The sequence below is a fragment of the Amycolatopsis sp. NBC_00438 genome, assembly GCF_036026695.1.
In the GTDB taxonomy this organism is placed as follows: Bacteria; Actinomycetota; Actinomycetes; order Mycobacteriales; family Pseudonocardiaceae; genus Amycolatopsis.
Genome location: NZ_CP107923.1, coordinates 6,692,219 through 6,710,648, shown reverse-complemented (window position 1 = coordinate 6,710,648; position 18,430 = coordinate 6,692,219). Strand labels below are relative to the sequence as shown.

The window sequence follows — 18,430 nt, the reverse complement described above, 5'->3', positions numbered from 1 at the left end:
ACGCCCCCGGCGCGATCCGAACGCCGGCGCACGTGATCAGAACGCCGACTCGCGTGCCCGAAGTGCCAACCCGCGTGCCTGGAGGGTCGACTCGCGTGCCTGGAGGGTCGACTCGCGTGATCAGAGGGTCGACACGGCGACGCGGGAGCCTGCGCGCCGTGTCGACCCTCCAATCACGCGAGTCGACTCCGCAATCACGCGAGTTGGCCTCGCAGTCACGTGAGTTGGCTCGGTAGTCACGCGAGGTGGTGGGTTAGGCCCGGACGCGGCGGCGGAGCCTTCGGGACCAGCGGATCGACCGGACTCTCAGGCGTCTTCGGCCGCGGCGGAAGCGGGCCCGGAGGTCCGTGCGCAGCGCTTGCTCGGCCTCGTGGTGCATGCCGACCGCGCGCAGCAGGCGGGCGATTTCGCGCTGCTTCGTCGTCGGGGAGCCCAGCACGTCACCGCCCGCTGGGGAGCAGGGACGAGATGCGCAGCGACGACGTGCCGATGCCCGTCGGGCCGAACAGGGACGCCGACGCCGCCATCGGGTGGTAGTTCAGCTCCTTCTCCGTGTAGCGGCCCACGTTCTCGTGCCAGTTGACGATGCCCGCCATCCAGTCGCGGAACTCCTCGACGTACTCCAGCAGCATCTCCTGGACGTCCGGGTCGATGCCGTAGTCGCGGAACAACGCCGGCAGCTCGATCGCCGCCGCGTGCTTGAATTCGGCCAGCCGGGCCTTCATCAGGTCCTCGACGACGCCGAACGCGCGCTCCTCGGAGCAGTCCAGGAAGTTCTGCACGACCAGCACCGCGTTGTGCAGCTCGCCCTCGTACTGGATCTCCTTGCGGTAGGAGAAGACGTCGTTGACCAGGCACGCGAAGTCGGTCGCCGCGTGCTCGATCGCCTGGACCGGGCGCGTGCGGTACAGCTCCGGCGGCACCGCGCGGCCGTGCGAGAAGCGCGAGAGACTCATCGTGAGGTCCGAGCCGAACGTCCGGCGCCGCATCTCGACGTAGTCGATCGGGTCCGGGATGCGATTCTGGGCCTGGTTCACCAGCTCCCACAGCCAGCTCGACGTCATCGAGTCGACGGCTTTCCGCACCGTGCGGCGGTTTTCCGGCGACATCCCGGCGGTGGTGCGCGGCCAGACGTCGGCCAGCCCGAGCTCCAGCGCGTTCGTCGGCGCCGGCGTGGGTTCGCCGTCCACCGGCATGAACAGCGACAGCCGCGCGTTGCACGCCTTCGCGCCGGCGAGGTCGCGGGTCGCGCCGAACACGATCGGGTAATAGTCGTCGGCGAACGTGCCCCAGGTCAGCCAGTCGCTGGTGACGTCGAGCTGGTCGGCGGCGGCGTCCGGGTGGATGCCCGCCGCGCACAGCGGGAGGTCGGTGGCGCGCAGCTTCCGCTCGTCCCACACCACGCCGTCGAGGAAGCCCATCCGCCGCGCCCAGTCGACGTTGCGGACGCGGCACGCGTCCAGGTGCGGGCTCAGCCGCAGCGGGAACGGCAGCTCGACCGGTGGCCGCTCGATCTCGACCGCGCGGAACGGCGTGCTCGAGTACGACCGCAGCCGTTGCGGCGCGGTCGCGAGCACGGACGAGAAGATGCGCGCGGCCGACGTCCCCAGCCCGGTGGCGGTGCCCAGTTCCGGTCCGCCACGCGTTTCCAGCGCGCCTTCGTTCATGTAGCGGCTCGAGCGCAGGTGCCACTCGTGCCCGCCGGACTGCCAGTCCTGCAGGCCCTTGACGTAGGCGAACGTCGCCAGCCGCGCCGCCGGGTCGACGGCGTGCTCGTCGAACAGCCCCGGGACCTCGGTCAGCGCGGTGTGCTCGAACTGGTGCAGCCGGGAGGTGATCAGGTCGTTGACGGCGTCGGCCGCCTGCTGCGTCGTCAGCCCGAGGAACTTCTCGAACACGAGGACGCCGTTGGACAGCTCGCCTTCGTCCTCGACCTCGCGCTGGTAGGAGAACAGGTCGTTGCGCAGGTGGACGCCGTCGGCGAAGCAGTCGCGCAGCACCTCCATCGGCCGGGACGCGGCGATCACGTCCGGCACCTCGGCGTGCACCGAATGCTCGACGAGGTTGGCCGACCACGGCGCGCCGCCGACCTTCCGGCGCATCTCGATGTACTCGATCGGGTTGGAGAGCCGGCCTTCGTTGATGTTGGCCAGTTCCCACAGCGACTCTTCGAGCAGCGCTTTCGTGCTCTCGATGAAGCGGCGCCGCCAGCCTGCGGAGCGGTGCGGGATCGTCCGGTTCCAGAGGTCGGTGAGGCCGCGCTCGACCGGGTTCTCCGGGGTGTCGGTGATCGCGCCTTCGGCGGGCATGAACAGGTTCAGCCGGTCGAGGTAGCCGCGCGCGCTGTCGATGTCGCCGGTGCGCTTGTACAGCTCGAGGAAGTGGTCGTCGAAGTAGAAGACCCAGACGTACCAGTCGGTGATCAGGTCGAGCTCTTCGGCGCCGGCGTCCGGGTGGGTGTAGGCGCAGAGCAGCGCGTAGTCGTGGGAGTCGAGGTCGTGCTCGTTCCAGATCACCGTGCCGTGCTGCGGGACGTCGATCATGTCCATCGCGTAGGCCCAGGCCTTGCTGTGCTCGCGGGCGCCCTCGAGGTGCGGGTTCAGCCGCGCCGGGTAGGGCATGTAGAACTCGGGGAGGACGAACGGCTGCTGCGGCACGCGGGTTGGGCCTTTCCGTTGCGGCGCTGGCGGTTTCCGCCACTGACTTCGGGGGTCCGGGTGGCGGAGTCCCCGGCTCGGGGCGAAGCCCCGCATACTCCAGTGAGGCAACCAAAAGCGGCCGGGCAGGCCAAGGGATGTGGCCGGGTTGCACACGAACGGGAAGCCGCTGTCCCCCGGGCGGCCCAGTGGCCTTCGACGCGGGGGCAGCGGTGGACGGGTCGGCGTCGCACGATGGGGGAAGCTCCGGCGGCCGTCCGGCGTTCACGCCGCAGAGAGAATGGAGTCCAGATGAACAAGGTGATCGACAACCCCGCGGAGAGCCGTTACGAGGTCTGGTCGGACGAGAAGCTGGCCGGCTTCGCGGCGTATGACCAGCGGGGCGACCTGACCGTGTTCACCCACACGGAGATCGACGACGCCTTCGCCGGGCAGGGCCTGGGCAAGGTGCTGGCGGCGGGCGCGCTCGACGACGTCGTCGCGAAGGGCGGGACGATCGTGCCGGTCTGCCCGTTCATCGCCGGGTATCTCCGGAAGCACCCGGACTACGAGGCGCACGTCCGTTGGCCGTCCGGGTCTTGAGCCGAAGGGACTACACCAGGCGTTTGTTACGCCGAACGCAGTAGTGACACGGAGGCGGCGAGTCTCGAGTGCGAGGTATGTCCGGTTCTGCTGGTTATTAACCAACCTTAGTCGGTAGTGCGTTGGTTGCTCGGCAACGAAAGTGACCGGCGCAGGCTTCGAACCGGCAAACTGGAGGAAGTTGATGACTCCCCGGAAGACCGCTCTCAAGACCTTCGCCGTGTTGTCGGCCGCAGCGCTGACGTCCGGCGTGTGCGCGTCGGCGGCCACTGCGTCCCCACTGGCCTTCTCCGAGATGCAGGCCAACGCCGTCAGCAACGCCACCCAGGTGGCGGACTCGCTCGGCGCCACCTCCGGTGGCATCTACCTGGAGAACGGCAAGGCGGTCGTCAACGTCACCGACGACGCGTCCGTGCAGAAGGTGCAGGCCGCCGGCCTGACCGCGAAGAAGGTCGCGCACACCTTCGCCGCGCTGACCGGCGTCAAGAACTCGCTGGACGCTGTGAAGAACGTCCCGCAGACCGCGTGGGGCATCGACACCAAGACCAACCAGGTCGTCGTGAAGATCTACGACTCGGCCAGCAAGGAGAGCGCCGACAAGGTCGCCGCGGCCGCCGCGAAGTACGGCGACAGCGTCCGGGTCGAGCACCGCACCGGCAAGCTCGAACTGCACATCGCCGACGGTGACGCGATCCAGAACGACCAGGGCCGCTGCTCGCTCGGCTTCAACGTGACGCGCGGCGGGGAGCCCTTCCTGCTCACCGCGGGCCACTGCACCAACCTCGGCGGCACCTGGGCCGGCGGTGACGTCTCCGGCGCCACGGTCGTCGAGAGCGACTGCCCCGACGCCGACTCCGGCCTGCTGACCCGCCCGAACGGCACCGGCCCGAGCGAGATCAACACCGGCCAGGCGATCACCAGCGCGGCGGCGCCGACGGTCGGCGAGCAGATGGAGAAGCAGGGCTCGACCACTGGCGGCGGCAGCGGTGAGGTCACCTCGGTCGACGAGTCGGTCAACTTCGACGTCGGCGTCCTGAACCACGAGTTCGGCACCACCGCGCACACCGACCACGGTGACTCGGGCGGCCCGGCGTACGACGGCTCGAAGGGCCTCGGCACGCTGTCCGGCGGCGACACCGTGACCAGCTACTTCTACCCGCTCACCCTGGAGCTCCAGAACTACGGCCTCGAGCTCGCCTGATCCACACTCCGGTGGAACACCCGCGAGGGCCTCTTCACACGCGTCGAGGGCGCGTGAAGGGGCCCTCGCGGCTTTCCCAAGGCGTCACTTTCGCTAGGAAAGATGCGCTTTTGGAGTCGCTCAAGAATTCAGCGGCGCTTCGCGCGGTAGACGGCGTCGGTGTGGTGGCCCTCGCCACGCGTCTCGCACGTCTCGACGACCCACTCCCGGGCGTCACCCAGGTAGTTCGTGATCTCCTCCGGCTCGAAGAACAGCTCCTGCGGCGGCGCCTCGCCGTCGAACTCCCGCATCGCCTTCGGCGAGTGCCCGACGATCAGCAGCGAGCCGCCGGGCCGGATCGCCGCGGCGGCCGCGGTGAACACGTTCTTGCGCAGCTCCGGCGGCAGGTGCATGTACTGCGCGGAGATCAGGTCGTAGGTCTCCTCGGGCTGCCAGTCGAGGATGTCCCGGTGCAGCCAGCGGACCTCGACACCCTGCTCCTTGGCCGCGGCTTCGGCGCGGGACAGCGCGAGGGTCGAGATGTCGGCGCCGTCGACGGTCCAGCCCTGCTGGGCCAGCCAGATCGCGTCGCCGCCTTCACCGCTGCCGAGGTCGAGGGCGTGCCCGGGTTTCAGCCCGGTCACCTCGCTCTCCAGGTTGCGGTTCACGTTCCCGCTCCAGATCCGGTGCTCGTCACGCTGGTAGAGCGCTTCCCAGAACTCCTGCTTGAGCATGTTCTCGACGGTCACCGGCTGCTCGTGGGTGTGGGCCATGGTTCCTCCTCGGGGACGTCCTCCCACCATGCGGAGAACGTCCCCGGGAAGGCAAATCCAGTTGCCGGTTCGGCAACTCAGGCGGTGCCGTACACCTGCATTTCGTACAGCGAGTAACCGTACGCCGTGCCGCGCGTGACGCCGTTCATCCGTACGTACCGGCCGGTGCCGGCGAGCCCGGTCAGGTCGTCCGTGGCGCCGTTGCCGGTGGTGGTGCTGTAGATCGTCGTCCAGGTCGTGCCGTCCGGCGAGGTCTGGATGCTGTACGCCTTCCCGTACGCGGCCTCCCAGGTCAGCTTGACGTGCGAGACGGCCTTGGGCGCGCCGAGGTCGACCCGCAGCCACTCCGCCGCGGTCTCCTTGCTGGCCCAGCGGGTGCCGGTCAGGTTGCCGTCGAAGGCCGCGCTCGCCGGGTAGGACGAGGACTCCGTCGACGACGCCGTGGCCGTCTTGCCCTGTGATAGCAGTGTCTCGGTGCCGCCGCCACCTGTGACGGTCACGCCCAGTGAGGCGGTCTTCGTCCCGCCCGTGATGGTGATCGTCGCCGTGCCGGGGGCGGCGTTCGCGGCGGCGGTGACCGTGGCGGTCGAGGTGCCGCCCGCCGGCGCCGACGTCGGGGAGAACGACACGGTGACGCCCGCGGGAGCGCCGCTCGCGGACAGCGTGACCGCGTCCGTGGAGGTGACGGTTGCTGTCGTCGTACCACCCGGCGCGACCGAAACGGACGACGGCGTCACGCCGAGGCCGGCGGCCGCGGTGAACGTCCAGCGGGCCTGGTCACCGGAGCAGCTGCCCGCGGTGAGTGCCGTGCCCGAAGCGCGGAAGCACTTCTTGCTCGTCTGGATGTCGGAAATGGTGCCGTCCGGGTTGATCGACCACTGCTGCGCCGGGCCGCCGGTGCAGGTCTGCAGCACGATCGAGCTGCCGGAGATGCCCGCGCACTTGTCGTTGTGCACGAGGAACGCGCCGTGGAAGGTGAAGCGCTGGGCGTCGCTTCCGGTGCAAGCGGCGACCTTCAGCGTGGTCCCGCTGCTCGGCGCCTCGAGGCACGTGCTGGTGGAGTTGTTGCGGTACTGGCCGACCGTGGTGTTCGGCTGCGCGCCGCCGTAACACGCGCCGGTGCTGGTGTTGAAGATCGGCGTCGCGTCGTACGGCTCGGTCGACGGCGGGTCGACGACCACCGGTTCCAGGACCGGTGTGTTGTCGGCGTTGTAGTGCGTCAGCGCGTCTTCGCAGTCGATCGCGTCGAAGGCGCTGCCGCCCTGCCCGCCGAGCCAGAGGTCGATGTGGCGCAGGTTCGGGCCGCCGTTGGGGCCCTGGCCGTTCCAGTCGTCGGAACACTCGTCGCAGCCGTCCTCCATGATGAAGTACTTCTTCACCCGGGGCACCCAGACCTTGGTGCCGGCCTTGAGCTCGGACGTGCTGGTGGCGAACGTGATCGGGTCGGTGTAACTGCCCTTGCCGCCGGCGGTGTCGTGGATCTGCGGGTAGGCGATGTCGCCGCCGGGCGGGGTGTTGTCCCACCAGCCGTAGAAGGTGAGGAAGGTGGGCTGCGTGGTCTCCGCGTTCGCCGGCGTGCCACCGGCGAGAGCGCCGGCCAGGGCGAGGAAAAGGGTCGCGACGAGCACCGAAGCGCGCCGGGTCATGCTGCCTCCGGAAGGACTGGACGGACGATGACTGCGGCGTGGGTCCAGGTTCGCGGTGCGAGGGCGGCCCGTCAAGACCCATTCGTAAAGTTCTCTAACGAACGCCGTCCGGACTGGTCCATCCGGGTCGGATGTGGGTCGGGCGTCCCACGACGGCGCCGGACGTCTCCATGGTGGAAGTGTCCAGACCACCGGCAGAGAGGCGTGATCCGCCGTGACGGCAGCATCCGACACCCCGGCCCTCCCGACGACGCGACCGGCCGGATGCCCGTACGACCCACCCGAGAACTACGCGACGTTGCGCGAAGAAGCGCCGACGTCGCAGGTCCGCTGCCCGGCGGGCATGGACGCCTGGCTGGTCACGCGCTACAGCGACGTGCGCGCCGTGCTGGCCGACCGCACGATGAGCTCGCGCGGCGCGTCTTCGGTGCACGTGAACGCGGGCGCCGACCGTGACCTCGACATCGAGGTCGCCCCCGGCTCGATCATCCAGCTCGACGGCAAGGACCATTCGCGGCTGCGCAAGATGGTGCTCGCGGAGTTCACCGTGCGGCGGATCGAAGCGATGCGGACCTACGTCCAGGAGCTGGTCGAGAGCCACCTCGACGCGATGCTCGCGAAGCCCGGCGAAGCCGATCTGGTGCGGGACTTCGCGCTGCCGATCCCGTCGCTGGTGATCTGCGAGCTGCTCGGCGTCCCGTACGCCGACCGCGAGCGGTTCCAGCGCCAGAGCTCGACGCTCGTCAGCACCGACACCACCCGTGAACAGGGACAGCAGGCCTACGAAGAGCTTTCCGGGTTCCTGACCGCGCTCTTCGTCGACAAGCAGCAGAACCCGCGGGACGACCTGTTCAGCCGGCTGATCGCCCGCGGTCGCGAGACGGGTGACGCGCTCACCATGGAAGAGCTGGTGATGCTCGGGCTCAGCCTGCTGGTGGCCGGGCACGAGACGACGGCCAACATGATCGCGCTCAGCACCCTGGTGCTGCTGGATCACCCGCAGCAGCGCGAAGTCGTGCTGGCGGCACCGGAGCGCGCGGTCGAGGAGCTGCTGCGGTACCTGTCGGTCGTGCAGTTCGGGGTGCTGCGCTACGCCACCGAAGACGTCCAGGTCGGGGCCCGCGCGGTGAAGGCGGGGGAGTGGCTGGTCGCCGCGCTGAACTCGGCCAACCGCGACGAGGAGCTGTTCCCGGCGGCCGACAAGCTCGACTTCCACCGCGAGTCGCCGCGCACGCACGTCGCCTTCGGGTTCGGCGCGCACCAGTGCATCGGCCAGCAGCTGGCGCGCGTCGAACTGCAGGAGGCGCTGACGCGGTTGTTCCGCCGGGTGCCGGACCTGCGCCTCGCGGTGCCACGGGAGTCGTTGGCGTACAAGCACAACGCTCTCGTCTACGGCGTCCGCGAGCTGCCGGTCGCCTGGGGCGGAACAGTCACGCAACCCTAGTTCCGGTTCAGTTCCGGGTGAGGCTGCTGAAGTCCCGCTGCGCGGCGTCGTCGGCGTCGGTGCGGCGGGACGTCTCGGCCCACGCGTCGATCTCGGCGATCTTGGCCTCGTCGGTGGCGCGGATCAGCATGACCGCGTCGGACCCCAGCGGCAGCCGCAGCGGCGGCTCGGCCAGGTCGGCGAGCTCGGTGATCACGCGGCCGGCCTTCGCGGGGTCGCCGGTGGCGAGCTGCTCCGGGCCGCGGATGTGCTCGATCATCGGGTTCAGCACGGGCTGGTAGGCCTCGCTCGGCTCGATGAACGACATCGACGAGCCGGCCCAGTCGGTGCGGAACCCGCCCGGCTCGACGATGGTCACCTTGACCCCGAACGGCTTCATCTCGTTGGCCAGTACCCCGGAAAAGCCTTCGACGCCGTGCTTCGCCGCCGAGTACGCGGCCAGGCCGACGCCCGGCGCGATCCGGCCGCCGACGGTGGAGATCTGGATGATGTGCCCGTGACCCTGCTCGCGCAGCACCGGGATCGCCGCGCGGGTCACCGTCACCACGCCCATCAGGTTCGTCTCGATCTGGGCGCGGAACTGCGCCGCCGGAGTGTCCTCGATGGACCCGAAGTCGGCGTAACCCGCGTTGTTGACAACGACGTCGATGCGGCCGAACCGCTCGACGGCCGCGGCGATGGCCCGGTCGGCGGCGGCTTCGTCGGTGACGTCGAGTGCGACGGCCAGCGCGCGGTCCGCCGGCAGGTCGCCGAGGCTGCGCGGGTCGCGGGCGGTGGCCACGACGGAGTCGCCCCGCTCCAGGGCGGCGTCGACGATCTCCCGGCCGAGGCCGCGCGACGAGCCGGTGACGAACCAGACTTTGCCGGTCATGGGGTGTCCTCTCTTAACTGAATACTCATTCAACAGTGACGCTAGGCCTTACCCGGCGGACTGTCAACTGAACGTTCATTCAATAGTGGCGTGACGCCGGCCACGCCCGAAAATGCGGTGCGCGCTTCGCCGCGACCGGGCTAACCTCCCGGCCAACGCGCTGATGGAGCCGAGTAGCCCCGGGAGCGCACGGGCCCAGAGAGCCGCCGGCAGCTGGGAAGGCGGTCCCGTGCCCCGCGGTGAAGACCCTCCGGAGTGCGGGGAGGAAATGCCCCGCCGGCCGGCCCCCGTCACGGGCCACGAGAGGCCGCTCCCTCGGGAGTGGCGAAAGTGCGGTGGCACCGCGAGTTCCCTTATCGCCCGCACTCCCAAGGGGTCGCGTCGCCTGCGAAGGGCCCACGATGATCTCCCGTACTTTGACCGCCGACCTGCCCCGGCACGTCGGTTCCCACGTCCGCGTCGCCGGGTGGATACACCGCCGTCGCCGCCTGAAATCCGTCACGTTCCTCGTGGTCCGGGACCGCTCCGGCACCGCGCAGGTCGTGCTGCGCTCCGACGTCGCGCCGCCGCCGGAAGAGACCGTGGTCGAGGTGCGCGCGACCGTGACGGCGAATCCGCGCGCGCCCGGCGGTGTCGAGCTGACGTCGGCGTCGCTGGTTCCACTGTCGGAACCGGCGGCACCACCGCCGTTCGACCTCTACCGGCCGGCGGTGTCCGCGTCGCTGCCGACGATCCTCGACCACGCGCCGGTCGCACTGCGGCATCCGCTGCTGAAGGCGCGGTTCGCGGTGTCCGCGGCCGCCGTCGCCGGGTTCCGGTCCACTTTGGACGGCCTGGGGTTCACCGGGACGCACACGCCGAAGATCGTCTCGTCGGCCACCGAGTCCGGCGCGAACGTCTTCGGCATCGACTACTTCGGCCGCCGCGCCTACCTCGCGCAGTCGCCGCAGTTCTTCAAGCAGGCGCTGGTCGGGGTGTTCGAGCGCGTTTACGAGGTCGGCCCGGTCTTTCGCGCCGAGCCGCACGACACCGCGCGGCACCTGGCGCAGTACACCAGCCTCGACGCCGAACTCGGGTTCATCGAGGACCACCACGACGTCATGGCCGTGCTGCGGGAGGTGCTGGCCGGGATGGCCGGGTCGGTCGCGTCGCTCGGCGTCGCCGTCCCGGAGGTGCCCGCCGAGATCCCGGAGCTCCACTTCGCCGACGCCCAGAAGATGCTGGGGAAGGACGAGCCCGACCTGGCGCCCGCCGACGAGCGGTGGCTGTCGGAGTGGGCGGTGCGCGAGCACGGGTCGGAGTTCCTGTTCGTCACCGGCTACCCGATGGCGAAACGGCCGTTCTACACCCACCCGGACCCGGCGCGGCCCGCCTACTCGAACAGCTTCGACCTGCTGTTCCGCGGGCTGGAGCTGGTGACCGGCGGTCAGCGGCTGCACCGGCACGCCGACTACGTCGCGGCGCTCGGCGGCGAGGTTTCCGGATATGACGACTACCTGGCGGTGTTCGCGCACGGCATGCCGCCCCACGGCGGTTTCGCGCTGGGCCTGGAAAGGTGGACGGCGCGGCTCCTCGGGGTCGCCAACATCCGGGAGGTCACGCTGTTCCCGCGCGACCTGCACCGGCTGACCCCGTGAGGAGGCCGCGATGACCCTGCCCCGCCGGCTCTGGGCCGCGGTCGAGCCGCTGCACGCCGTGGTGTACTTCGCGCCCGAGACCGCGGCCGCGGCGAAGGCGGCCGGCCTGCGCGGTTACTGGATGGGCTACTTCGCCGGCCGTCTCGCGCCGCTGGGCCCGATCGGTCCCGCGGCGGCGACGTCGGTGTTGTTCGGCTTCGCGCCGGGCATGGTCTCGCGGGCCCTGCCGGACGCGTGGTCGTTCGCCTCGCCGGCGGATGTCCTCCGGACGCGCATCGAGGCGGTCGAGGAGGCGTTGGGCCGGGCGGTGCCCGACGCCGCGGAGCTGGCGTCGCTGCTGGAGCGGGCGGTGGACGCGTGCCGCTTCGACGGGCGTCCGCTGGCGGCGGCGTGGTCGGCGGTGCCCCGCCCGTCCGGCGTGCTCGGCCGGCTCTGGCTGGCAGCGACGATCCTGCGCGAGCACCGCGGCGACGGCCACGTGCTGTCGGCCGTCCACGCGGGCCTGTCCGGACTGGAGACCACGCTGACCCACATCGGCGACGACGTGCTCACCCGCGGCGACGTCCAGCCGCACCGCGGCTGGTCCGATGAGGACTGGACCGCGGCGGTCGATCGCTTGCGGGACCGGGGCGTGCTCGACGCGTCGGGTCGGTTGACTTCGGCCGGTGTTTCACTGCGCCGCGGCATCGAAGAGGACACGGACCGCCTGGCGTCGGCCCCGGTCGAGGCACTCGGCGAGGAGGGGCTGGCCCGGGTCCTGGAGCTGGCGGTCCCGCTGAGCCGCGCGGTGATCGACGCGGGCCTGGTCCCGGTCCCGAACCCGATGGGCGTCCCGCGGCCGTGAGCTGTCGATTCCGGGGGTGCTCGTTCGACGCGGAGGTGACCGCACCCGGACATCGGAGGTACTCATGACGTTGCTCGCTGGGAAGAACGCCATCGTCTACGGCGGGGGCGGGCGGATCGGCAGCGCCGTGGCCGGCGCGTTCGCCGCAGAAGGCGCGCGCGTTTTCCTCGCTGGCCGCGGCTTGTCCCTGCTCGACGCCGTCGCCGAGCGGATCCGGGCGGCCGGTGGGTCGGCCGAAACCGCGTCGGTCGACGCGCTGGACGAGCGGGCCGTCGAAGAGCACGCCGACGCCGTCGCCGCGCAGGGCGGGATCGACGTCTCCTTCAACCTCGTCAACCACGGTGACGTGCAGGGGACGCCGCTGATCGACATGACCCTTTCCGACTACGAGCAGCCGGTCGTGACCGCCGTGCGGACGAACTTCCTGACCGCGCGGGCCGCGGCGCGGCACATGGTCGGGCAGCGCTCCGGCGTGCTGCTGTTCTTCGGCGGCGCGGGGGATCCCGTGCGCGAGTTCTCCGTCGGCGGGCTGCAGGTGGCGTTCCACGCCCTCGAGGCCATGCGCCGCCAGCTCGCCGCCGAACTGGGCCCGCACGGCGTGCGCGCGGTGACGCTCCGGACCGGCGGCATCCCGGAGACGCTCCCCGCGGACTTCGCCGCCCGCCAGGTGGTCGAGGACAGCATCACCGGCCGGACGATGCTGGGCCGCGCGGCCACCCTGGCCGACGTCGGCGCGGTGGCGGCGTTCGTGGCGTCGGACCGGGCGCGGTCGATGACGGCCTCGACGGTCAACGTCAGCTGCGGCGCCTTGGTCGACTAGCGCTCAGCCGCGGCAGGTCCGGGCCGGCGGGTGCGTGCTAGTTCCGGGCGGTGATCTGCTGGACCGTCCACGCGTTGCCGTCGGGGTCGGCGAAGTGCACGAAACCCACGTTGTTCAAGTCCGCTTCGCCGTCCCAGGTGCCCACGCCGTGGACCTGGATCTCGCTGACCGCGACGCCGCGTTCGGTGAGCATGGCGTGGGCCTTCGGCAGGTCGTTGACCACCAGGTGGAGCCCCTTGAGCGAGCCCGGCGGCATGTCCGGCACCGCGCCGCGGCCGAACACGATCGAGCAGCCCGAACCCGGCGGGGTCAGCTGGACGATCCGGACGCCTTCGGCGGGCGTGATGTCGTGGTCGAGGACGAAGCCGAGCTGATCGGCGTAGAACGCCTTCGCCCGGTCCACGTCGGACACCGGCACGATGACCACTTCGAGCGTCCAGTCCATGGTGCGTCCCTTCGCCGGCGGGCTCACACGGTACGCCGCTCGACCAGCAACTGCTGGTGGCGTGCCGCGCGGACGCGGTCGCCGCACGTCGTGGAGCACCAGCGGCGGCGCGCGTGCTCGCGGAAGTAGAACCGGACGCAGCCGTGGGCCTCGCACGGGCGCACCAGCCGGCCCAGGTCACCGCCGGCGACCTCGATCGCGTCGCGGGCCAGGGTCGCCGCGGCTTCCTCGACGCTGCCCGGCCGGGTGCTGTGCCACTCCCGGTGCGGCCCGGCGGCCCAGGCGAGCTGCGGCGCGGCGGCGTCGGCGCGGGCGGCCGCGTTCACCGCGTCGACGGCGGCCGGGTCCGGCACCCGGTCCTCGGCCAGCGCGGCGAGCAGCTCACGGACCGCCGTGCGGAGGTCCGTGAGGGGGCCGACGTCGGCGACCGACGTCACCCGGAGGCCGTGCGCGTGCAGCCAGGGGAGCGGGTCTTCGAGGTCGTCGACAGCACCGCCGCCGCCGACCCGCTGGGTGTTGACCAGCGCCAACGCGAGCGAGCGCTCCTCGCCGGGTGCCGCAGTGACCACGTTCGCCTCCCGAGTCCGGCCTCCAGTTTCCCCGACCTGTTGACAGCCTACCGCGTCTCATGGATAAATGAAAAAGTATCCATGAGAGGTGAGGAGCAATCATGACCGCCGTGCACCACCGCCACGCCACCGTCGCCGGGCACCGGCTCTTCTACCGGGAGGCCGGGCCCGCCGAAGCCCCCACGATCGTGCTGCTCCACGGCTTCCCGACGAGCTCGCACATGTACCGGCACCTCATCCCGGCGCTGGCCGACCGCTACCACGTCATCGCGCCGGACTACCTGGGCGCGGGCGCCTCCGACGCGCCTTCGGTCGAAGAGTTCGGCTACACCTTCGACGCGCTCGCCGAGCTCACCCTCGGCCTGCTCGACCAGCTCGGCCTGACCCGGTTCGCGCTCTACATCCAGGACTTCGGCGCGCCGGTCGGCCTGCGGATCGCCACGGCGAACCCGGACCGCGTCACGGCGATCGTCACGCAGAACGGCAACGCCTACGTCGAAGGCCTCGGCGAAGGCCTGCCGCAGAAGCTGGCCGCCGGCACGCTGACCGGCGACGACCTGCGCGCGATGGTCACCCTCGAAGCCACCAAGGCGCAGTACCTCGACGGCTCACCCGACCCGGAGCTGGTCAGCCCGGACGTCTGGATCCACGACCAGGCGCTGCTCGACCGGTCCGGCGCGGCGGAGATCCAGATGGCGCTGCTCGCGGACTACCACCACAACGTCGGCCTATACCCGAAGTTCCACGAGTACTTCCGGACCAGCCGGGTGCCGGTGCTGGCGGTCTGGGGCGGCAACGACGAGATCTTCATCGCCGACGGCGCCCGCGCGTACGCCCGCGACCTGCCGGACGCGGAGATCCACCTGCTCGACGCGGGCCACTTCGCGCTGGAGACGCAGCTGGACACGATCGCCGGCTACATCCGCGGCTTCCTCGGCCGGGTGCTGCGCTGACGCGTGCTGCGCTGAAGCCCGGGTCTGTCGTACCCCGCGGCTAGTCTGTGTATTCGGGGGCGCTCATCCCGCCCCCGATGAAACTTCCCTTGCGGGGCAAGGACTTGTCAGCTGCCGAGCAGGCGCGAGAGCGCGTCCCGGGCTTTCGCGTCCTTCTCGGCCAGCGTCGTCAGCTCCCGGGCGAGCGCCGCCAGCCAGTCTTCGACCGCGGCTTCCTTGCGGCTGATCACCACGCCGCGCACCACCTGGCGGATCTCCGCCGCGACCCCGCCGTGTTTGCCCGCGCTCAACACCAGAACCCGGTCCGGGGTGCTCACCTGGACCGAAACCACCTGCCCGGCGCGGCCGGCGACGCGGTCGGCGAACGTCCGGTGCCGCGAAACCTCGACCATGCCCGCCGGGAGCGCGTCGCCCAGCGTCTCCGACAGGACGCGGTGGTAGGACTCGACGTCCGCGCGGTCCGTGCGCAGGGCCGCGACCAGCAGGTGGAACTCCAGCTCGGCGCCCATCAGTCGGTGAGGGGCAGCACGAGCTGCGGCTTGGCGATGTGGTGGTCCTCCCGCAACGGTTTCACCGCGGTGCCGATGGCGAAGAACTCCGTCGTGTGCCCGCCCCAGCGGTGCGGCAGCGACAGCAGCTGGACGCCGACGATCCCTTCCGCCTCGAGCTGTTCCGCCTCGGTCTGCATCCGCGACATCGCGAGCTCGCGCGCGTCGTAGAGCGCTTCGGTGTACTGCGGGATCTCGACGTTCTGGCCGATGTTGCCCATCATCTGCCGGAACCGCTGGTGCGCGATGTGGTAGACGCAGGTGCCCATCACCATGCCCAGCGGCGCGTACCCGGCCTGCACGAGCGTCCAGAAGTCCTGCCCGGACAGGTCCGAGGTGAACGGCTTCCCGGTGTTGTTGCGCCACTGCCCGGGTTCGTCGGCCTTCACCGCGGTGCCGACGGCGATGAACTCGGCGAGGTCGCTGCCGAACTCCTTGAACTCGATCTCGAGCCGGACCGCGACGATGCCGTCCGCGCCCAGCACGTCCGCCTCCGCCTCCATCCGGGACATCGCGAGCTCGCGGGCGTGGTACATCGCCTGGGAAAGCCGGTCCAGCTCCTGGTTCTTGCTCCACCGGCCCATCTGGAACCCGACGTGGTAGATGCTCGACCCGAGCACCAGCCCGAGCGGCCGGAACCCGGCTTCGCGCACGAGCAGGAACTCGTTGACGCTCAGGTCCGACGTGAACAGGCTGGTCTTCTGGCCCGGTCGCATCTCGGCGAGCCGGCGCATCGCATCCTCGGGGATGTGCTGCCCGGCGGGGTCCGCGGTGGTCACGAAGCCTCCTCAGGAACGGTTCAAAGGAAGGATCTTGAGCGCGCTGGTCGGGGCGGCGCGCCCGGTGTGGAAGCGGGCGATCGCGGTGCCGGTGACGGACGCGATGCCGGCCATCGCGACCTCCTGCACGGGCCACGTCCGCAAGGTCATGCCGGAGACGATGCCGCCGTCGGCGCCGGCGTCGCGGATCGCGCGGGCGAACTCGGCCCGGGCGGCGGCGCGGACTTCGGTGACGACCCTCGTGGGCGCGTCCACTTCGGTGTTCCCGGCCCAGGTGGTCGTCTGGTACTGCATGTTGTAGTCGTACTGCGCGCGCCCGGCGATGCCGACCGCGAGGCGCACCGGCACCCAGCCCGCCTGCATCAGCTTGCCGACGTCCTGGCCGGGCAGGTCGGTGGTGAACAGCCGCCGCGGCCGCTGCTTCGTCTCCGCGCGCACGGCGGTGCCGAGGGCGACGAACTCCTCCATCACGCCGTCGAGCGAGGTGACGGTGAACCCGATGCCGAGCACGCCGTCGGCGCCCAGCGCGGTCGCCTCCTGGGCGAGCCGGTCGAGCGCGGTCGAGTAGCCCTGCCGCAGCATGCCGGAGATCAGCTTGACCTGGTCGTCGGCGAAGATGCCGGTGCCGGTCCAGCCGACCTGCTGCACGACGCAGCCCATGACCTCGCCGATCGCGGTGAAGCCGGCGACTTCGGCGCCCACCGCGCTGGGCACGCTCATCAGCGACGTCTTGAGCCCGGACGCGGCGTAGCGCTCGACGCGGGCCCGCGCGACGGGAGGCAGGCCACGACCGTCCCAATCGGGCACTTCGGACCTCCTTCGGCGGGCTTCTCCCGCCATCGTGGCACGGATCCGCACCGGGGGCGGCGGACCGCGGGTGATCAGTCCGGATGTTCCCGGTTCCGGGGAAGGATCTTGCGTGCGCCGGGTCAGCCGCGGCGGTCCAGCGGCAGCACGGCCAGCGCGTCCCGCGGCGCCGGACCGGTACCGCACCGGGTGATCGCCGTGCCGAACACACCCGCCACCGCCGCCGCGCCGGTGCGGCCGAGAGGCCAGGCGCTCAACGTCGTCGCGGACACGAGACCGCCGTCCGCTCCGGAAACCCGCACCGCCTCCAGGAACTCCGCGCGCGCCGCGGCTCGCACCCGCGTCACCAGTTCCGTCGGCGCCGCGATCTCCTGCGCCGGGCGGTCCGGCATCGCGAGGTCGTAGACCGTGCCGCCGTCGAGGCCGATCGCCAGGGTCACCGGCACCCAGCCCGCCGGCAGGAGCTTCGCCACGTCCGGGCCGGACAGGCTTGTCGTGAACACCGGTCCGCACGCTTGCCGCCGGTCGCGCGGACGGCCGTGCCCAGCACGACGAACTCCCGGATCGCCCGGCTCGCGTGGGTCACCGTGCACCGGATGCCGAGGACGCCGTCCGCGCCGAGGGCCCGGGCCTCCGCGCGCAGGCGGTCCAGCGCGGTGGCGTAGCCACGCCGCAGGCACGACGCCGGGTCGTCGACGCCGGCGTGCTCGACGACGCAGCCCATCACCTCGCCGATCGGCCGCAGCCCCACCGCTTCGGCGCCGACCGCGCCCGGGACCGACAGCAACGACGTCCGCAGCCCGGACGCGGTGTAGCGAGCGGCCCGGTCCGGCACGGCTATTCCCAGCCGTCCTCGGTGCCGAAGCCGAGCGTCACCGGGCCGCGCCGGGAAGTGCCGGTCTCCGTGTCGGCGGGCAGGACTTCGTCGAGGAACCCGTAGTCCGGCCGCCGGGTGCGCGCGTGCCACTGGGCGATCTCGTGCCAGCCGGGCGCGGCGAGCGCGCCGCCGAAGTGCTGCACCGACAGGCTCGCGGTCAGGCATGCGAACCGCAGCCGGTCCGCCAGCGACCAGCCGGTCAGGGTGGCGGCGACGAACCCCGCGCCGAAGACGTCACCCGCGCCGGTGGCGTCGAGGACGTCGACCGGCAGCGCGGGCACGTCGGCCGTCTCACCGGTGGTGCTGTCGACGGCCAGCACTCCCGCGCCGCCGCGGGTGATCACCGCGATCGGCACCAGGTCGGCGAGCGTCGACAACGCCGCTTCGGGCGTGTCGGTGCGGGTGTAGCGCATGGCCTCGATGTCGTTGGGCAGGAACGCGTGGCAGCACGCCAGCTGGTCGAGCAGCGCCCGCGACCAGGCCTCGGACGGGTCCCAGCCGACGTCGGCGAACACCAGGCTGCCGGACTGGTGGGCCGTGTGGACCCAGTCGGCGGTGTCGAGGCCGATGTGCGCGACGGTCGCGCGGCTCGGCGGCGGCGAACCGGCGAGCTGCGCGACGGGCACGGGCGGCGGGTGGCCGTGGGTGATCATCGCGCGGTCGCCGGCGTAGGCGAGCGACACGGTGACGGGGGAGTGCCACCGCGGAAACCGTTGCGAGCGCGAAAGATCGATGTGCTCCTGCCGCGACAGCACGTCCCAGCAGTAGCGGCCGTAGACGTCGGTGCCGAACGCGGCGGCCAGCGACGTCCGCAGCCCGAGCCGGCTCAGCGCGACGGCGAAGTTCGCGATCCCGCCCGGGCCCGAGCCCATGCCGCCCGTCCACACCTCTTCCCCTGGTGCGGGCGGCTTTTCCAGACCGGTGAAGACCAGGTCGAAGAACAGCAGGCCGGACAGGAAGACGTCGATGTCGGGTTCAGCCGTCACGGGCGCCTCCAG

20 protein-coding genes are annotated in these 18,430 nt (G+C 71.2%); 7 read left to right on the top strand and 13 right to left on the bottom strand.

From position 1 onward, the window contains the following. Nucleotides 1–253: 253 nt before the first annotated feature. Together OG494_RS30060 and OG494_RS30055 are read right to left on the bottom strand one after the other, a co-directional pair. The gene (locus OG494_RS30060) at nt 254–439 is read right to left on the bottom strand and encodes a hypothetical protein (protein ID WP_328444403.1); all 186 of its coding nucleotides are present in this window, start codon (nt 437–439) and stop codon (nt 254–256) included. A gap of 1 nt (nt 440) precedes the next feature. Next, the gene (locus OG494_RS30055) at nt 441–2,621 is read right to left on the bottom strand and encodes a terpene synthase family protein (RefSeq protein ID WP_328459062.1); all 2,181 of its coding nucleotides are present in this window, start codon (nt 2,619–2,621) and stop codon (nt 441–443) included. A 327-nt stretch (nt 2,622–2,948) separates the two neighbouring features. On the opposite strand from OG494_RS30055, the gene OG494_RS30050 reads away from it, so the two are divergent. Both OG494_RS30050 and OG494_RS30045 read left to right on the top strand, forming a co-directional pair. Next, complete coding sequence (locus OG494_RS30050; RefSeq protein ID WP_328444402.1) at nt 2,949–3,239, top strand: GNAT family N-acetyltransferase; 291 nt, start codon at nt 2,949–2,951, stop codon at nt 3,237–3,239. Nucleotides 3,240–3,423: 184 nt separating this feature from the next. Then, complete coding sequence (locus OG494_RS30045; protein ID WP_328444401.1) at nt 3,424–4,440, top strand: S1 family peptidase; 1,017 nt, start codon at nt 3,424–3,426, stop codon at nt 4,438–4,440. Between the two features lie 128 nt (nt 4,441–4,568). Here the strand turns inward: OG494_RS30045 and OG494_RS30040 are convergent, their stop codons facing one another. Then, entirely contained in the window at nt 4,569–5,192 is a 624-nt protein-coding gene (locus OG494_RS30040) for an SAM-dependent methyltransferase (protein WP_328444400.1), read from the bottom strand. Between the two features lie 77 nt (nt 5,193–5,269). Then, nucleotides 5,270–6,838 (bottom strand): discoidin domain-containing protein, encoded by a 1,569-nt coding sequence (locus OG494_RS30035; protein ID WP_328444399.1) that lies wholly within the window; start codon nt 6,836–6,838, stop codon nt 5,270–5,272. A gap of 214 nt (nt 6,839–7,052) precedes the next feature. Here OG494_RS30035 and OG494_RS30030 point away from each other — a divergent pair, with 214 nt between their 5' ends. Next, a complete protein-coding gene (locus tag OG494_RS30030; protein ID WP_328444398.1) occupies nt 7,053–8,282 on the top strand; it encodes a cytochrome P450 in 1,230 nt (409 codons plus the stop codon). A gap of 7 nt (nt 8,283–8,289) precedes the next feature. Here OG494_RS30030 and OG494_RS30025 read toward each other — a convergent pair whose 3' ends face one another. Further along, nucleotides 8,290–9,153, bottom strand: a complete 864-nt coding sequence (locus tag OG494_RS30025; RefSeq protein WP_328444397.1) for an SDR family NAD(P)-dependent oxidoreductase — start codon at nt 9,151–9,153, stop codon at nt 8,290–8,292. A 401-nt stretch (nt 9,154–9,554) separates the two neighbouring features. Between OG494_RS30025 and aspS the strand changes: the two genes are divergently transcribed. The 3 genes from aspS to OG494_RS30010 all read left to right on the top strand — a co-directional run bounded on the left by aspS (nt 9,555) and on the right by OG494_RS30010 (nt 12,454). Further along, nucleotides 9,555–10,790 carry an aspartate--tRNA(Asn) ligase gene (gene aspS / locus OG494_RS30020; protein ID WP_328444396.1) on the top strand — a complete coding sequence of 412 codons (1,236 nt, stop codon included), beginning with the start codon at nt 9,555–9,557 and terminating at the stop codon, nt 10,788–10,790. A 10-nt stretch (nt 10,791–10,800) separates the two neighbouring features. Continuing rightward, nucleotides 10,801–11,634, top strand: coding sequence for an SCO6745 family protein (locus tag OG494_RS30015; RefSeq protein WP_328444394.1), 834 nt, complete (start codon nt 10,801–10,803; stop codon nt 11,632–11,634). Nucleotides 11,635–11,698: 64 nt separating this feature from the next. Beyond that, the gene (locus OG494_RS30010; RefSeq protein WP_328444392.1) at nt 11,699–12,454 is read left to right on the top strand and encodes an SDR family NAD(P)-dependent oxidoreductase; all 756 of its coding nucleotides are present in this window, start codon (nt 11,699–11,701) and stop codon (nt 12,452–12,454) included. 37 nt (nt 12,455–12,491) lie between these two features. On the opposite strand, the gene OG494_RS30005 is transcribed toward OG494_RS30010, so the two are convergent. Together OG494_RS30005 and OG494_RS30000 are read right to left on the bottom strand one after the other, a co-directional pair. Continuing rightward, nucleotides 12,492–12,899: a VOC family protein gene (locus OG494_RS30005; protein WP_328444390.1), complete on the bottom strand. Its 408-nt coding sequence runs from the start codon at nt 12,897–12,899 to the stop codon at nt 12,492–12,494. Nucleotides 12,900–12,922: 23 nt separating this feature from the next. Beyond that, on the bottom strand, nt 12,923–13,468 hold the full coding sequence (locus OG494_RS30000; protein WP_328444388.1) for a CGNR zinc finger domain-containing protein: 546 nt from the start codon (nt 13,466–13,468) through the stop codon (nt 12,923–12,925). Between the two features lie 101 nt (nt 13,469–13,569). Here OG494_RS30000 and OG494_RS29995 point away from each other — a divergent pair, with 101 nt between their 5' ends. Next, nucleotides 13,570–14,421 carry an alpha/beta fold hydrolase gene (locus OG494_RS29995; RefSeq protein WP_328444386.1) on the top strand — a complete coding sequence of 284 codons (852 nt, stop codon included), beginning with the start codon at nt 13,570–13,572 and terminating at the stop codon, nt 14,419–14,421. Between the two features lie 107 nt (nt 14,422–14,528). Here the strand turns inward: OG494_RS29995 and OG494_RS29990 are convergent, their stop codons facing one another. From OG494_RS29990 to OG494_RS29965, 6 genes are all read right to left on the bottom strand, one after another. Beyond that, nucleotides 14,529–14,930, bottom strand: coding sequence for a hypothetical protein (locus OG494_RS29990; protein WP_328444384.1), 402 nt, complete (start codon nt 14,928–14,930; stop codon nt 14,529–14,531). After that, the gene (locus tag OG494_RS29985; protein ID WP_247061439.1) at nt 14,930–15,748 is read right to left on the bottom strand and encodes a heavy metal-binding domain-containing protein; all 819 of its coding nucleotides are present in this window, start codon (nt 15,746–15,748) and stop codon (nt 14,930–14,932) included. The genes OG494_RS29990 and OG494_RS29985 overlap by 1 nt, the downstream gene beginning before the upstream one ends. Before the next feature lie 9 nt (nt 15,749–15,757). Beyond that, nucleotides 15,758–16,555 (bottom strand): heavy metal-binding domain-containing protein, encoded by a 798-nt coding sequence (locus tag OG494_RS29980; protein ID WP_328444382.1) that lies wholly within the window; start codon nt 16,553–16,555, stop codon nt 15,758–15,760. Nucleotides 16,556–16,677: 122 nt separating this feature from the next. After that, complete coding sequence (locus OG494_RS29975) at nt 16,678–17,028, bottom strand: hypothetical protein (protein ID WP_328444380.1); 351 nt, start codon at nt 17,026–17,028, stop codon at nt 16,678–16,680. Further along, the gene (locus OG494_RS29970) at nt 16,992–17,390 is read right to left on the bottom strand and encodes a heavy metal-binding domain-containing protein (protein WP_328444378.1); all 399 of its coding nucleotides are present in this window, start codon (nt 17,388–17,390) and stop codon (nt 16,992–16,994) included. Before OG494_RS29970 ends, OG494_RS29975 begins: the two co-directional genes overlap by 37 nt. Nucleotides 17,391–17,392: 2 nt before the next feature. Then, nucleotides 17,393–18,418, bottom strand: a complete 1,026-nt coding sequence (locus OG494_RS29965; RefSeq protein WP_328444376.1) for a carbohydrate kinase family protein — start codon at nt 18,416–18,418, stop codon at nt 17,393–17,395. Nucleotides 18,419–18,430: the final 12 nt, after the last annotated feature.